General features: G+C 68.2%; 14 protein-coding genes. 6 read left to right on the plus strand and 8 right to left on the minus strand.

The annotated features are described in order from the left end of the window. Positions 1-160: 160 nt before the first annotated feature. Positions 161-583: a hypothetical protein gene (locus tag ACIQIB_RS30255; protein WP_400761873.1), complete on the minus strand. Its 423-nt coding sequence runs from the start codon at positions 581-583 to the stop codon at positions 161-163. A 174-nt stretch (positions 584-757) separates the two neighbouring features. Further along, positions 758-1,201, minus strand: a complete 444-nt coding sequence (locus ACIQIB_RS30260) for a homing endonuclease associated repeat-containing protein (protein WP_400761874.1) — start codon at positions 1,199-1,201, stop codon at positions 758-760. 829 nt (positions 1,202-2,030) lie between these two features. Here ACIQIB_RS30260 and ACIQIB_RS30265 point away from each other — a divergent pair. From ACIQIB_RS30265 to ACIQIB_RS30280, 4 genes are all read left to right on the plus strand, one after another. After that, positions 2,031-2,426, plus strand: a complete 396-nt coding sequence (locus ACIQIB_RS30265) for a hypothetical protein (RefSeq protein ID WP_400761875.1) — start codon at positions 2,031-2,033, stop codon at positions 2,424-2,426. A 50-nt stretch (positions 2,427-2,476) separates the two neighbouring features. Further along, entirely contained in the window at positions 2,477-3,592 is a 1,116-nt protein-coding gene (locus ACIQIB_RS30270; protein WP_400761876.1) for a hypothetical protein, read from the plus strand. Further along, a complete protein-coding gene (locus ACIQIB_RS30275) occupies positions 3,589-4,284 on the plus strand; it encodes a hypothetical protein (protein WP_400761878.1) in 696 nt (231 codons plus the stop codon). Before ACIQIB_RS30270 ends, ACIQIB_RS30275 begins: the two co-directional genes overlap by 4 nt. A 78-nt stretch (positions 4,285-4,362) precedes the next feature. Continuing rightward, positions 4,363-6,738 (plus strand): DNA topoisomerase, encoded by a 2,376-nt coding sequence (locus ACIQIB_RS30280; RefSeq protein ID WP_400761880.1) that lies wholly within the window; start codon positions 4,363-4,365, stop codon positions 6,736-6,738. 244 nt (positions 6,739-6,982) lie between these two features. Here the strand turns inward: ACIQIB_RS30280 and ACIQIB_RS30285 are convergent, their stop codons facing one another. Both ACIQIB_RS30285 and ACIQIB_RS30290 read right to left on the minus strand, forming a co-directional pair. Then, positions 6,983-7,459, minus strand: a complete 477-nt coding sequence (locus ACIQIB_RS30285; RefSeq protein WP_400761882.1) for a hypothetical protein — start codon at positions 7,457-7,459, stop codon at positions 6,983-6,985. Further along, entirely contained in the window at positions 7,425-8,411 is a 987-nt protein-coding gene (locus tag ACIQIB_RS30290) for a serine/threonine-protein kinase (protein ID WP_400761884.1), read from the minus strand. The genes ACIQIB_RS30285 and ACIQIB_RS30290 overlap by 35 nt, the downstream gene beginning before the upstream one ends. Positions 8,412-8,770: 359 nt before the next feature. On the opposite strand from ACIQIB_RS30290, the gene ACIQIB_RS30295 reads away from it, so the two are divergent. Further along, positions 8,771-9,046: an HU family DNA-binding protein gene (locus ACIQIB_RS30295; RefSeq protein WP_400761885.1), complete on the plus strand. Its 276-nt coding sequence runs from the start codon at positions 8,771-8,773 to the stop codon at positions 9,044-9,046. A 314-nt stretch (positions 9,047-9,360) separates the two neighbouring features. Here ACIQIB_RS30295 and ACIQIB_RS30300 read toward each other — a convergent pair whose 3' ends face one another. Next, positions 9,361-9,927, minus strand: coding sequence for a hypothetical protein (locus tag ACIQIB_RS30300; protein WP_400761887.1), 567 nt, complete (start codon positions 9,925-9,927; stop codon positions 9,361-9,363). Positions 9,928-10,141: 214 nt separating this feature from the next. Between ACIQIB_RS30300 and ACIQIB_RS30305 the strand changes: the two genes are divergently transcribed. Continuing rightward, a complete protein-coding gene (locus ACIQIB_RS30305) occupies positions 10,142-10,657 on the plus strand; it encodes a hypothetical protein (protein ID WP_363631262.1) in 516 nt (171 codons plus the stop codon). Positions 10,658-10,758: 101 nt separating this feature from the next. Here ACIQIB_RS30305 and ACIQIB_RS30310 read toward each other — a convergent pair whose 3' ends face one another. The 3 genes from ACIQIB_RS30310 to ACIQIB_RS30320 all read right to left on the minus strand — a co-directional run bounded on the left by ACIQIB_RS30310 (position 10,759) and on the right by ACIQIB_RS30320 (position 13,856). Further along, positions 10,759-11,661 carry an aKG-HExxH-type peptide beta-hydroxylase gene (locus ACIQIB_RS30310; RefSeq protein ID WP_400761888.1) on the minus strand — a complete coding sequence of 301 codons (903 nt, stop codon included), beginning with the start codon at positions 11,659-11,661 and terminating at the stop codon, positions 10,759-10,761. A 74-nt stretch (positions 11,662-11,735) separates the two neighbouring features. Beyond that, complete coding sequence (locus tag ACIQIB_RS30315) at positions 11,736-11,876, minus strand: hypothetical protein (protein ID WP_153471719.1); 141 nt, start codon at positions 11,874-11,876, stop codon at positions 11,736-11,738. A gap of 87 nt (positions 11,877-11,963) precedes the next feature. Beyond that, positions 11,964-13,856, minus strand: a complete 1,893-nt coding sequence (locus ACIQIB_RS30320) for a radical SAM protein (protein ID WP_400761890.1) — start codon at positions 13,854-13,856, stop codon at positions 11,964-11,966. Positions 13,857-13,877: the final 21 nt, after the last annotated feature.

Consider the following 13,877-nt stretch of genomic DNA (forward strand, 5'->3'; position numbering starts at 1 on the left):
CAGCCCGGCTGGGTGGAACGGAATGAAGGAGCGGAAGCCGGCGGACAGGGACCGGTGCATCCGCATCCGTCTCGCCGTCCGCTCTACGGCCGCTCTTCCGCTGGGACTACAGGATCTGGGGAGGCAGCGGGTCTACGCTCCCTCGCTAGCTCAGTACGTGCTATGCCCAGTCGCCGGCGGTCAGCTCAGTTCCGACCTTGACCGTGTAGGACGACCAGCGCACCACCGTGTCCTGGTCGCCGACGATGTTGTAGAGGATCTGCTTGTGGTGCCCGCCGTCGGGATACTCGTGGTACTCCTCGGCATACTCGCGGGCCAGGTCGATGGTCAGGAACGGGATCTCGACCGGCTCCCCGTGCCAGAAGTGCGTGGTTAGGGTGCCCTTGATCGGCATGATCCGGAACCGCTCACCCTCCGGCGGCATCTCGCCCTCGTACAACCATCCATCCGTCGACCCCCAGCCGCGCGCCTTGCCCTGGTACTCGGCTTCGGCCTCCTCACGCGTCCCGTACTCCGTGACCGTCGCCTTCCGCCGCTCGCTACGGAGGTGGTTGCACGAATCCGACCAGCCCGGGGTGCGCACGCAGTAAGGCTTCGGTCTCGGTGTGTAACCCGGCTCCGACTTCTCGCAGCACGGCTCCAGAATGCAGACGGTGACTACATCCGCCATGAATCCCCTTCCCAGGAAAATCTGCCGACTCGGGCTTATCCACTGTGTGCCGTGCGGCGTGAACGGCATCGCAGATGCCGATGGACTTCAGCTGCAAGCCAGCTCGGTGGCTCGCGACCAACTGCCCATCCGGAAGCGGATGGTGGTGGCCGGCGGAACATCGGACTTCGGATTCACCGGATCCGTGCGCCAAGCCTCGTAGGCCGCCAGCGTCGTGGACCCCGTTACCAGCAGACACCAGCGGATCGCGGCGATGAGCTGATCCTGGGTCCACTTCGTCGTCGCATCCCGCAGCTGCTCGGGCTGTGCGACCGCGTCGAGGCCCGCGAGCTCCAGCGCGCGGCTCCAGCTGCCGAAGCGGCGCTCGTAGAGCGGAGCCGACGGGCCCGCGCCCCTGCGACGCTGTTCGAACGTGCGACGTCCGAGAGTGCTCTCCCCCTGCGCCAGGCGGATGAGCACGCACAGGAGCTCCCGGTCGGTGTAGACGACCGGACCTGACTTCATAGGTGCGGGGACGTGCGCAGCATACATAGTCAGCCCTTCGCGGGAGGAGGTGAAAAGCCCATGAACAGCCACCCGGCAGGGGGCCGCTCGCAGTCGGCACGCGCACGACGCGCCACAGAGCGCCCGGATCAACTCCGTTGATCCCCGTCAGCCAAACCAGCCCGCACGCACCCTGTGCGCCGGACGGGGCTCGGGCACGCCCTCTGCACCTCCTCACCTCACAGCCTTTCCAACTCGCCACAGACTGGCACTCGATAGGCATTCGCGTAAGGTACCCTCAAAGGCCAGTCGATTCAATCCGACTAGACGGCGACAGGGCAGACAGGGTGAGAAGCGATGAAGACCTGGAGAACGAGGAGGGCTGCGCTCGCGGCCGCAGCACTCGCTGTGGCCGCGGGCGGTCTGCTGGCCGGATGCTCCAGTGGCGACGGCAGCACAACCCAGGCGCCACGGTCGCCGTCTACGCCGGGTCCGACTGTGAGCACCGCCAAGGTCACCGACGCCGGGTCGCTTGTCGAACATCTACCCAATGTCAAAAACCAGGCGATCTAGCCGCCGAGGTTCACCCGTGGACTCGCCGACTGCACGACGAACGCGACGCCGAGTCCCACCAGCGCCGAGGTGGCGCCGGGTCAAGCGAGAACGGGTGTGGCCCGCAGCAGGTGACCCTGCTCAGCTCCTTCCTCCTCCGACAGGGTCGCCTGCTGCGGCAATGCCCCGCCAGGGAGGACCGACGGGGCACGTCAGCGACTCTACGGACATTCGAATGCCAATGAAAAGAACAAATATGACTTATTGAGTAGCGCCTACAAAGCGCCCCATCGAATGAGTCGACCATGGCAAGGAGAAGTCGCGCATGACCGCCCCACAGGAGTTGAAGAAGAAGACGCAGTCCGTGCGCGACACGAAGAAGGGCGCAACGCAAAGCAGCAGTGGCCGCCAGGGCATGTTCATCCGGCTGGACCCGGACGACAAGCAGCGGGCGGAGTACTGGGCTGACAAGCGCGGGTTCTCCTCGTTGAACGAGTACGTGGCCGAGGCGGTGGTGGAGAAGATCCGGCGCGAGAACCTCGACTACGACCTGCCGACCCTGGAGATCGCGCGGCTCAACGAGCTCGTCGACCAGGTTGCGGCACTGGCGAAGAACTCGGCGAACCTCGAACGCGTCGTCACCACGGGCTTCGACTCGCTGATCGGGCTCACCCGCGGCGACAACTATCTCCTGGACGACGAGAACGGTGAGCTCGCATGAGTCGGGATTTCGCAGAGATGCTGGAGGCGACCACTCCTACCAACGAGGTAATGGAGGTGGACACGTCATTCCTTGACGCCTACAGGCGCGGTGGGAGCGAGGAGCTCAAGCGTGTCCAGGCCCAGGCGGCACAGCCTGGGCCTGAGGCGGCAACGCTTGAGCCGAAGGTGCAGTTCGATGAGGCCAGCGACGTCGACTCTCAACCCGCGGTTGGAGGTCCGCAGGCGGATCTCGACGTGGAAGCCGCAGCGGATCGCCCGAGCCTGGAGCCGGACCACGAGCCCGACGCCGGCGACTCCGAGCGGGCCGGCGGATCCCATCAGCGCGGTGGTGCCGGCGGCGGACAGAACACCGCTGACGGGGTGCTCCCGGGCGGTGCGCCGGCGGGCCCTGCGGCTGATGCCGTTCCGGCTCCCGGGGCACAGCCGGACGTCGAGGATGCCGCTACAGCCGAAGTCGCTGCTCATGACGTCGTCGCCGCACCGGATGAACCCGAGCATGCAACGTCCGGATCGCTGCAGTTCACCGATCATCAGGACGCCGCGCAGAGCGCGACCTCGAAGGGAGGTTCGGGCAGTACAGCCGAGGCCGCCACGCTCCCCCAGTCTGGCTTCCGGCTCGTCGGCGTGCAGAGCCAGCCGCACATCAAGGCGCTGCCCGAGAGCATCATGAACGCCCTGCGGGAGCAGCTGCGAGCAGCCGCAGTCCGTGAGCTGGGCGTGAGCGACAGCACTGCTCGGGAGTTCAGCCGGCGGTTGAGCCAGGGCACGCTGGTGACGGCGTTCCTGCTGGCGCAGCTCGACCTGCGCCTTGATACCGATCCCGCCACCGAGCGTGCCGTCGAGCTGTTCCGCTCCCGCGACCCGCTACTGGGCAGCGTGGTGGCACGCCTGAAGAACATCGAGGCCGCTGAACGCGAGCGGGACGGGTTGTTGCGCAAGCTGCGCGACGAGTTGGGCGAGGTGCGCCAGACCGGCGCGGTGGTCGAGCAGGCGCTGGCGTACTCCATCGCCGACCGTACGGAGAACTTCCTGCGGGGCTCGCACAACCTCCACGACGCGCCGATCACGCACAAGGAAGCGATCTATCTCCGGGACATGGCCCGGGAGGCGACCAGGAAGCAGTCGAAGCTTGAACGCGAGCGGGAAGGACGGCCGATTCGATGACCACGACGGGCAAGGCGAAGCTCTTTCCCGTCCGACAGCGCTGCAAGACGTGCGGCAAGGGTCTGGGCCTCCGCGCCCAGGACCCGGTGTACCTCGGCCTGTACTGCACTCCGCAGTGTGCGGGTATGGCCGCGCCGGCCTCGCAGCCCGAGGACGTGCCACGCGGATGCCGGACGCAGCGTGAAGGGGCGTGGGCCTTCAAGCGCCGCTACCGGAGCGAGCAGGAGATCCCCGCGAGGCTCCGGGAAGATGCGTCGACGAGCTGGTACTGGTGCGAGGAGAGTTGTGGCGCGATTCACCTCGGCCACACGCGCATGGGCGAGCGGGAGAAGTTCCGGATGTTCGAGGACCTCGCAGCAGACCTGCCGGATCTGCTGATCAAGCTCAGGGGGCAGGCGACGCGCAAGCAGGTCGCTGAGGTAGCTGGAGTGCGGCCCATCCGATTGAAGGAGCTGGAGGAAGGCCTGAAGCACCCTGAGGGGCTCGAGACGTCGGCAGGATACTGCGGGTGTACCGCGTCCGGCTCGGCGTGGCGATGCCGACTCGGCAGTAGCGCTCGACAGACGAAGGCCCCGAGAAGTCTCTTCTCGGGGTCTCCTCCTTTTTCGACGAGCGGTGATTGCCCGAAGAGCGCGCCAGTACCGGGTTTTCTCTACACACCCGTAGCACCACCCAAGGATCTCCTTGAATAGCTATTCAACTCCCATTCGATCACCTCTTTCAAGTAGGATTTAACTCGCTTGCGAGTCGATGACGAGAAGGAGTCAGGCATGGTCGCGATCGTGGTGGCGGAGAAGCCGAGCGCAGCGAGGAACATGGCCAGCGCCCTCGGCGGGACGAAGGGCAGCTACAAGGGCACGGCCTATGAGGTGGCGAGTCTGCGGGGCCATCTCTATGAATTCGCCCAGCCGCACAAGATGGTGGACTCCTCGCTCGCGGACGCCTATCAGAAGTGGGACCTGAGCAATCTGCCCTGGGATCCCGATGATCTGACGTGGAAGCGCGAGCCGCAGAAGAACGTCGCGGACGTCATCAAGACGCTGCGCAGCGCGCTCGGCCGCGGCGACGAGATCGTCATTGCCACGGACCTGGATCCGTCCGGCGAGGGCGACCTGCTCTTCTGGGAGGCGATCGACGAACTCGGCTTCCATGGCAAGCAGTTCAGCCGCATGGAGTTCACGGATGAGTCGAAGGCATCGATTCAGAAGGCCTTCGAGCAGCGCCGGCCTGTGAAGTCCATGCAGGACGAGAGCGATTACCGCAAGGCGATGTACCGCTCGCAGTGGGACTTCCTCTCGATGCAGTTCACCCGTATCGCCACGGCGATGGGCCGCCAGTCCGGCCAGGACCTCGTGCTGCGCCAGGGCCGGCTGAAGTCGGCGATGGTCTCTCTCGTCGGCGACCAGCAGAAGGACTACGACGCGTACGTCAAGAAGCCGTTCTTCCAGAACCGCTTCCGCGACGAGAACGACGTCATGTACACGAATCCGGACGAGTCGCGGTTCGATCAGAAGGGTCAGGTGCCGCAGCAGTACGGCCCTTCCGCTGTCGTCCTGGACAGCAAGGCGGACAAGAAGACCGCGCCGCCGAAGCTGCTCGACCTTGCCTCCCTGTCTTCGATGCTCGTAGGCAAGGGTGTGAAGGCGAACCTGACGCTCTCGACCTACCAGAAGATGTACGAGGACCAGGTTGTCTCGTACCCGCGCACCGAGGACAAGACGATTACGCCTGAGCAGTTCAATGACCTTACGCCGCTGGTCGACAAGATCGCCTCGGTGGTCGGCGTCGACGCCGGGCTTCTGACGCACCGCCGGCCTCGTTCCACCCATGTGAAGCCCCAGGGCGCTCACGGCGCGAACCGTCCGGGTCCGAAGGTGCCCTCGTCGCTAGAGGAGGTCGAGCGCAAGTACGGCAAGGCCGGGCGGCTCATCTACGAGATGCTCGCGAAGAGCTATCTGGCCATGCTTGCCGAGGACTACCTCTACGAGCAGCAGAAGGGCCACGTGGAGAAGTACCCGGACTTCGTCGGCATCGCCAACGTGCCCAAGAGCCCCGGCTGGCAGGCCGTGTTCGATCCGGACGCCGGCGACGGCCCGGCCGAGGACGACGGGAACGAGTCCGGCAAGGGCCTGGGCCGGAACGCTGAGCCGTTCATCTTCGAGGGCGCGAACAAGCGCCCCGAACACCCGACGATGAAGTGGCTCATGAAGCAGCTGGAAAAGCGTGACGTGGGCACGGGCGCGACCCGTACGTCGACGTACTCGGAAGTCACCAACGACAGGGCGAAGTACCCGCTGCTGACCGAGACGGGCCGGAAGCTCAGGCTGGCGCAGGCCGGCGAGATGAGCTGGAGGCTCCTGCCCGGCACGCGCATTGGCAATCTCGGACTCACCGAGAAGGTCTACGCCGACATGCGCGACATCGCCGCCGGGACGGCGACCGCCGAGGAGCGCCTGGCCGTCGTCGCCGACTGGGTGCGCGAGGACATCGCCACGATGGCGAGGAACGCCACGTCCATGCGCGCTGAGCTGGGCCTGAAGGAGCAGGTCGGCGCCGCCCGCGCCGAGGGCGTGTGGCAGGCCGCTCCGGGTGGCCCGAAGAAGGTCACCTTCAAGAAGGTCTGGTCGGGCCACAAGTTCAGCGATGACGAGGTGGCGAAGCTGCTCGCGGGCGAGACGATCTCGTTCGAGGCGAGGTCGAAGGAGGACAAACCCTTCACGGCCACCGGTGCGCTCGGTGTCGGCGACTTCAAGGGCCGCAAGTTCGTGGGGTTCCAGCTGGAGGTGCTGGACAGGCCGACGAAGTGGTCTGGCCGGACGTTCACGCCGGCGGAGGTCACAGCGCTTCTGGCAGGCCAGTCGCTGGAGATCGACGACTTCGTCAGCGCGCGGACGGGCAAGACCTTCGGCTGCAGGGTCAGCTGGGACGCGAAAGCAAAGAAGATCACCTCTGATCTCGGCTCCGGAGACGAGCCGCCTCGGTCCTGGTGCCAGGTGACCTTCACCGATGCGCAGCGCAAGGACCTGGCGGCAGGCAAGACCATCCAGGGCACGGGCTTCGTCTCGTCCAAGGGCAAGACCTTCGACGCCCGTATCTCCTGGAAGGCAGAGGCTGGCAAGAAGAAGATCGTCCCGACGTTCGGTTGATGCCGGACGGGCACTGACGAGCAGCAGCGGGTTCCGGACCTCGGGGCCCGCTGCTGCCATTTCACGACAGCGACAGCATGAGGATGCGATGGGGACGATGACCGAAATCGTTCAGCTGGGCGATCGGGTGGCTTGGTCGGCGATGCCCATGACGACGCCAGGTTCTTGCGCGACGCAGTGGTGACGCTAATGTCGAAAGCCTGTACCTCGTTGGTGCGGCGGCGCGGCGGCCCGCGGCGTAGGGTCAGCGCGACGGCACCGCTCCCGCCCTCCACCCCCCTGACCTCGCACCGATGACCGCCGTCGAGGAGACCATCGCCGACCTGCGGGCCACCGGCACCTCCGCCACGAGCCACCCGTCCAGCACGCCCGGCCCCACCTGCAGCGGTGCGGCGCGATCACCGCCGCGTCTTTCAAGGTCGAGGCCGAACTCGCCCGGACCTGCGCCACCACCTCGGCCGCCCCCGAACTCGCCCGCTGGCTCGGTGTGTCCGCCTCCGCCGTCCACCAGTCCCTCGCCCGCCAGCGAGCGGCATCCACGCTCGTCACCCGCCAGCGGTTCCGCGAGGCCGGAACCGTACAGGGCCTGCTCGTCGGAGTCCCTGAGCAGATCGCGGCACTGCGGGCGGGCGACCGCCTCCACCCGCTCGCCCTCGACCGCCCCGCGCTGGCCACGCTCCTGCGCCTCATCGAGCGGCTCTTCGGCCCGGGCTGGCACCACCGGGACGGCCGCGAGACCCCGCCCGGGCTGCTGGCCTCCCGCCCGGGCTGCTGGCCTCCCGCACGGGCCGCGGCGCCCCCACCGACCGGCTCGCCCTGCTCCTCCTCGTCCTGGAGGCCCGGCCCGACGGGCGGGTCCGGCTGTGCTCCGGCCGGGTGTGCAAACGCGGACGGGCCGCTGGTGCGGCGGTCCGGGACGTCGCGGGCGATGCCGGGCGCTGCCGCGGGTCGAAGTCGATGCAGGATCGCAGGATCTCGCGGAATTCGGTGGCGAGGTCCAGTTCGTCCAGGGCTGGGACGAGGTCGGGGTAGTCGCGGGCCTTGCTGCCGGACAGCGTCTGGATGGCGAGGACGCCGTAGCCGAACACGTCCCGGACATAGGGGACGGCGTCCTCCTGCTCCGGTGGGGAGTACAGGTTGGAGCGGTATTCGGCGACGGTCTCGTCGTTCACGGCGACCTTGGAGCGGATCTTGGCGATTCCGAAGTCCGCGAGCTTGAACACTCCGGCGTCGGTGAGCAGCACGTTGCCCGGTTTGAGGTCGCGATGTTCGATGTTCAGGGAGTGCGCGTGCGCCAGTGCGCTCGCCAGTGACTTGCCGATTCGCTCGAAGAAGGAGTCCCAGCCGACGGGTCGGCCAGCCTGCAGATCGTCCTTCAGGCTGCGTTCCACCCACTCCAGTGCGATGTAGTAGCGCTCCAGGAGCGGGTCCCAGCCTGAGTCCAGCATCCGCACGATATGGGAGTGCTCGAGGGCTTTGAGCGCGGCGGTCTCTCGTTCCAGGAAGACTTTTATGATCTCGTCGTCGCGCCGCTTCAGCAGCTTGACCGCAGCGAACTGCCGGTCGCTGTCGCTGCTGGATGTGTCGACCGCCTTGCGGACCTCCGACAGGCCGCCGCTTCGCGCGCTACCTCCCAGTAGCAGGAATCGACCGTTGATCACCTGTGATCCCACGCACTCTCCTTGTCCAGCACCGGTGGCAACACGCCGGTCCCGCCATCCTGCCAGCCAGGGCCACCTCGGTTGGACGATTCGGCCGATCGGCGCTTCATCGTGCTGGTGCGCGCCGGTTCCGGCCCGGATGCCGCAAACCCTGGCCGGAATCGGCGCGGACACCGAATCCGATGGCAGGAGCGAGACGAGGTGGTCCAGGGTGCGGGAGCGGGCCTGCCAGGACGTTGTTCGGTAGAGATCGAACGCGGCCTTTCGTACCGTCACGCCCGGCGTGCCGGTTCCTCCCGCTCACCGGACTGTCCTAGGCATCTGGCAACATGCGGTGGAACCCAACTCCGTGATCGAAAGTGAGCAGCACGATGAACCGTACCGAGGTCGTAGCAGCAATCGCAGACCGTGCCGAGGTCTCCAAGAACGATGCCGACGCAGTGCTGTCGGCGTTCGCCGAGGTCGTCGGCGAGGTCGTCAGGAAGGGCGACGAGAAGCTCACGATCCCCGGTTTCCTGACCTTCGAGCGCACCCACCGCGCCGCCAGGACGGCCCGCAATCCGCAGACCGGTGAGCCGATCGAGATCGCTGCCGGCTACAGCACCAAGGTGACGGCCGGCTCCAAGCTGAAGGCCGCCGCGAAGTAGCAAGCCGCGGCCCGGGCGCGCCTCGCCGACCCGGGCCGCCTTGGCCGCCTTGGCCGCCGCCAGATCAACCGCCGACCGAAGCGCGGGGTGTCACCGCGACGGAACCACCGGCGCAGCCAGCTGGCTCCCCCACCAAGCCCTCCGCTACCTCACGCAGCGACCCCGTGCAGTCCGACAGTTCCCGGGCCGGCCGGTGCTCGCCGAGCGACTCCGCCCGCTCCAAGGCCCGGCCTCCCAGCCCGGGCGGCCGGCACTGGTCCCGGCCAGGTACAACGGCGGACTGCCGTCGGCGGTGTACTGGCGTGGGTACTCGATCAGTCTCGCCGCACGCCACCGGATTCGGCGAGGTCCGGTCGGCTGAGGAGGAGGGCTGTGACGACGGCGTGGGTGCGACTGCTGGCGCCTATCGCGGTGACGGCTCGGGTGATGACGCTGCCGATGGTGTCCTGGCTGATACCGGCCAGGCGTGCGACGGTGCGGACTTCGTGGGTGGCGAGCAGGGTGAGGACCTGGAGCATGCGCGGGGGAAGGTCGGGGAGCTTGTCGGGCAGCGCGGCGCGCAGCTCAGTGGTGTCGAGCAGCCCGGTGGTGATGAGGTCGGCGATGGTGCGAGTGCGGTCGCTGCGGCCGTGGCGGTGCATCAGCCTGGACATGGTGTTGGAAGCCCTAGCGATGGAGCAGCCGAGTTCCTCGGCGGCGCTTTCGTACGTGTGTCCGAGGGCGATCAACTGGGCGAGGGCGTGTTCGTATTCGTTCAGCCCGGTGATGGCCGTGGCGGAAGTGCTGAGGACTCCGGTGCGGCTGAGCAGTACCCGGCGTGCACCGCTGGCCTTCGCTGCGGGCGGTGCGGGGTCGGTGGTGATGTTATGGGGGCCGTTCATTCTGTCCGTTTGTCCGCTCTGGGCCGCGCACACCACCACCCGGGAGGCCTCACAGCGGGCCTGCACCCGCGATGGTGCAGGCCCGCCCTCTTCCCTCTTCTCACTCAGCGTGATCTTTGCCGTAGACGTGCTCGTGGAGCTGGAGCTCCCTCTGGACAGCTGGCTTCGAGCGATCCGGGTACCCGCCGCCGCCCGGGTGGCTACCTTCAGAGCCATGGGTCTTGACGACGCGATCAGCCAGGCGAGGCGACAGCAAGAGTTGCAGGACGAGTCGAAGCGGCAGGAGGAGACACAGCAGCAGCGCGACCAGGAAAAGCTGGGCCGGCTTCTGGCGGAGGCAGCGCAGCGCCTGCTACCCCACCGCAGCGAGACGTTCCACCGGATGCGACTCTCGCCGACCGGAACATTCGTTGGCCAGGACCGGCGCCGATACCAGCAGGTGTCCGGCCACTGGTGCTGGGTGATCAAGGAAATGACGAAGAACCCGACGCCCTGGAACCACCCCGTGATGCTGCTCGTGCTGGAGGGCACCACCCCGCACGCGGTCCGGGCAGAGCTCAACCTTCGCAGTGGCAAGGCCGGCCAGTACGTGAGTTCTTTGCCCCTGACGCCGGTGGGCCCGGGTGACTACTCGGACCGAGGCTTCACCGCGCTCTTCTTCGGCGAGTGGATCGGCGAGCTGGAGAAGGATCTGGCTGCCGCGATTGTGCGCTACGAGCGCGGTACGTGACGTACCACGCTCGATCCACCGGACGAAATGGCTGAGGGCCCCCGGCATTCCGGTGGCCCTCAGCGTTCGCGCCCAGTAGCTGGGCTGCTGGAAGCGTCTCCTCACAGGGCGAGGGCGTGCCGGTAGGCGGTCCGCAGCCTGGCGCGGAGGGTGGCGTCGGTGATGGTCTGCAGGGCGGTCTCGTGGTCGTCGGCGACGATGCGGAGCTGGGTGCGCTGGCGGTCGAGGTAGGCGGTGAGGAAGGTGTGGGTCTCACCGCTGGTGGTGGGCAGGACGGCGGCGGTGTAGAGGGCGACCAGGGAGAACGACCAGCAGCCGTGGAGGAACGCGTAGGCGGGCCGGCGGGTCTTCTTCCAGGGTGAGTAGAAAGTCTGGGTGTTGTCGATCTCGCAGGCGGTGGCGGTGAGGGCGTCGTTGAGCCAGTTGTGGCCGGCCTCGTGGACGAGGTCGCGGGCGACCATGACGGGGTTGTCCGGGACGTAGTCGAGGAAGACGGTGCCGGGCATGCGGCTGATGGTCCAGGAGCGCAGGGGGCTGCCCAGCGGCTTGCCGGTGAGCAGGCACACGATGGGGGCGTGGGCGTCGACGAGTTCGCCGAAGCCGTGCTCGGCGGCGAGGCCGGCCGACTTCAGGGTGAGTTTCTGTAGGTGCTCCGGGGCGGCCTGGGTGGCGGGGCCGAGCACGTAGTACGGGGTGTCGGAGATGGGTGAGGTGATTAGGTTCGCCTCGTCGGGGGCGACGGTAAGCGGAGCCGCCGGGGCGAGGTCGGCGGTGCCGGCGTCGGGGTGCTCGGTGTACCAGGCGAAGGTGTCGGGGTTGTCGGTGCGGGCGGCGTGTTCGGCGCCTTCGAGGACGTGGTGCGCGAGCGCGTAGGCCGCGGCGGTGGGCTCGGGCGCGATGAGGGTGCGGCCGGCGCCGCGTTGGAGGGCGTGGTGGATGCGCTGGGTCTTGGCCAGGTGGTGGGCGTGGATCGCGGGCATGCGGAAGACGGTGCTGAGGTCCATCGCAGTCTCCTTGGCGGGGAAGGGGTGGGGCCAGGGCTTGCGGCCCTGGCCCCGGCTGGGTTCAGCGCGTCGGATCAGGCGTGGACGGTCGGCTCGGTCGGCCAGTCGTCGGCGCCCTCCCGGGAGGAGTGCATGGTGAAGCGGACGGACCCGTCGTCGTCGCGGAGCTCCTCGACGGCGTCGAGGAAGTCCTTGGCCCAGGTGTCGTTCTTCATCGCCGGTTCCTTCTCTGCTCGGGCTTCTCGGGGTTGGGCTGGGGCCGTACGGGTTGGTCGGGGGTGCGCGCCCCCGTGGTGTGGGGCTCACGCGACGGCCTGTGGGGCTGCGACCGGCTGGGTGCCGGGCGGGAGGGGGCAGGCGCAGGGGCGCTGGTCGGCGGGGGCTTCGGTGTCGAGGGCGGCCAGGAGCTGGTCGGTGGCGTCGTCCAGCGCGGCGAAGTAGGCGGCGCCGGGCGTTTCGGAGGTGGGCAGGAGCCGCAGGTCGAGGACCGGGTGGGTGCGGCCTGTGGTCTCGCAGGTCAGGTTGTTGCGGGCGACCAGGAGGCGTACGGCGGGCGGCATGGCGGGCGCGCATCGGGTGGCGGCCCGGCACAGGGCGGCGGCGGTGGCGGCGTACTCGGCGCCGTCGCGTGGGAGGAGGCCGACCTCGCATGTCTGGCTCTTTCGGGCGCCGTCGTTGTAGTGGTGGCCTTCACAGCTGTCGTAGGTGACGAGGTGCCAGCGGCCGGTGAGGTGGTCGACGAGCGGTTTGATGCCGGGCTCGATCGCGTCGTTCCACTGCGGGTGGGCGGGGTCGAGGTCGTCGGCGCTCTGGGCGGTGGGGCCGGGCAGGCCGGTGGTGTTGATGTTGCCGAAGGCGCTGGTGACCAGTTGGGCGGGGTGGCGGGCGGCTTGGGGGTTGTCCCAGGTGGCGAGGAAGGTTTGGACGTCGCGCATCCGGTTGACGGGGGTGGGGCGCCAGCGGGCGGTCCGGCACCAGGCGCCGTCCGGGTGGGCGGGGTCGGCGAGGAGGGCTGCGGTTCCGTCGATCAGGCGTATGCGGTGGTCGCAGTAGGCGTCGTGGTGGCCGGCGAGGTTCATGCGCCAGCGGGTGGCGATGCAGCCGCCGCCGCAGGTGCCGCGGTAGTCGCAGGTCACGCAGGCGGTCATGAGGCCCTTGCCCTGGCGAAGGAGGTTGGAGCCGCGCTGGGCGGTGGTGATGTCGGCCGGGCTGGTGGTGGGCGTCAGGTGGGTGAGTTGGGCCTGGGGCCAGGGGAGTTCGTCGCAGCTGCCCAGGCGGCCGCCCGGGTAGAGGGTGAAGACGTGGTCGCACTTCATGTCGGAGAAGTGGCAGAACGATGTTGCCAGGCCCCGCAGTCGGCGGATGGTGGGGACGGCCGGGGAGAGCCTGAGGCGGCGGAACAGGCCGGTGGTGATCCAGTGCTGGGTGAGGCCGAGCACGAAGTCGGTGTACTGGTCGGGTGTGATCGCCCAGGCCGGGCCGCCGGGCCGGTCGAGGGCCGCCTGCTGCAGGGTCCGGCTGGGCGGGCGGCGGCTGCCGGTGTGCGTGGTGGGCCGGGTGACGGCGGTGTCGAAGCACGGCACGACGCTGACCGAGGTGACGGCGGTGAACGTGGCCAGGTGGTCGAGGGTTTCGGCGGGCCGGCCGAGGAGCGCGGGGGTGACGGTGGTGATGATGCCGCAGGTCCGGCCGCGTTCGGCCAGCAGTTCCAGGGCCTTGACCACGAGCGGGTAGGTGGCCTCGCCGTCGTAGCCGACGCGCCACCTGTTGCCTTCCGGGTCGCCGTCCAGGGAGATCCCCAGCTCCAGGCCGGGGTAGTGGGCGTCGAACAGGTCGAGCCACTCGGCGTCGAGCTGGACGCCGTTGGTCTGCAGGGACAGGCGCTTGACCTGCGGTATGCCGGCGAGGGTCCGCAGCAGCTGGGCGATGTGCTCCTTTCCGGCGGTCAGGGGTTCGCCGCCGTGCAGTTCGATGGCGAGCGGGCGGCCCGGGAAGAGGTTCGGCAGGAGCTGGACTTGGTCGGCGCTGATCCGTGCGCCGCCGGGGCCTTCCTTGCGCTTCTCGTAGCAGTGCAGGCAGTCGATGTCGCAGGTCTCCCCGCGGACCTTGAGGATGAGCGAGACGGCGTCGACCTCGGACGCGTCCAGCGTCCGGTACAGGTGGCCGATCAGCTCGTTCGGGCTGGTGGGGTGCATCGGGTGCCTCCCAGGAGAGGG

The sequence above is a fragment of the Kitasatospora sp. NPDC092286 genome (assembly GCF_044755565.1).
Lineage (GTDB): Bacteria > Actinomycetota > Actinomycetes > Streptomycetales > Streptomycetaceae > Kitasatospora.

Excerpts from the sequence above, each read along its gene's own strand:
- ACIQIB_RS30260 (WP_400761874.1), bottom strand. The coding sequence starts at position 1,201 with ATGTATGCTGCGCACGTCCCCGCACCTATGAAGTCAGGTCCGGTCGTC.
- ACIQIB_RS30265 (WP_400761875.1), top strand. The coding sequence starts at position 2,031 with ATGACCGCCCCACAGGAGTTGAAGAAGAAGACGCAGTCCGTGCGCGAC.
- ACIQIB_RS30270 (WP_400761876.1), top strand. The coding sequence starts at position 2,477 with ATGGAGGTGGACACGTCATTCCTTGACGCCTACAGGCGCGGTGGGAGC.
- ACIQIB_RS30275 (WP_400761878.1), top strand. The coding sequence starts at position 3,589 with ATGACCACGACGGGCAAGGCGAAGCTCTTTCCCGTCCGACAGCGCTGC.
- ACIQIB_RS30280 (WP_400761880.1), top strand. The coding sequence starts at position 4,363 with ATGGTCGCGATCGTGGTGGCGGAGAAGCCGAGCGCAGCGAGGAACATG.
- ACIQIB_RS30295 (WP_400761885.1), top strand. The coding sequence starts at position 8,771 with ATGAACCGTACCGAGGTCGTAGCAGCAATCGCAGACCGTGCCGAGGTC.
- ACIQIB_RS30300 (WP_400761887.1), bottom strand. The coding sequence starts at position 9,927 with ATGAACGGCCCCCATAACATCACCACCGACCCCGCACCGCCCGCAGCG.
- ACIQIB_RS30305 (WP_363631262.1), top strand. The coding sequence starts at position 10,142 with ATGGGTCTTGACGACGCGATCAGCCAGGCGAGGCGACAGCAAGAGTTG.
- ACIQIB_RS30310 (WP_400761888.1), bottom strand. The coding sequence starts at position 11,661 with ATGGACCTCAGCACCGTCTTCCGCATGCCCGCGATCCACGCCCACCAC.
- ACIQIB_RS30315 (WP_153471719.1), bottom strand. The coding sequence starts at position 11,876 with ATGAAGAACGACACCTGGGCCAAGGACTTCCTCGACGCCGTCGAGGAG.
- ACIQIB_RS30320 (WP_400761890.1), bottom strand. The coding sequence starts at position 13,856 with ATGCACCCCACCAGCCCGAACGAGCTGATCGGCCACCTGTACCGGACG.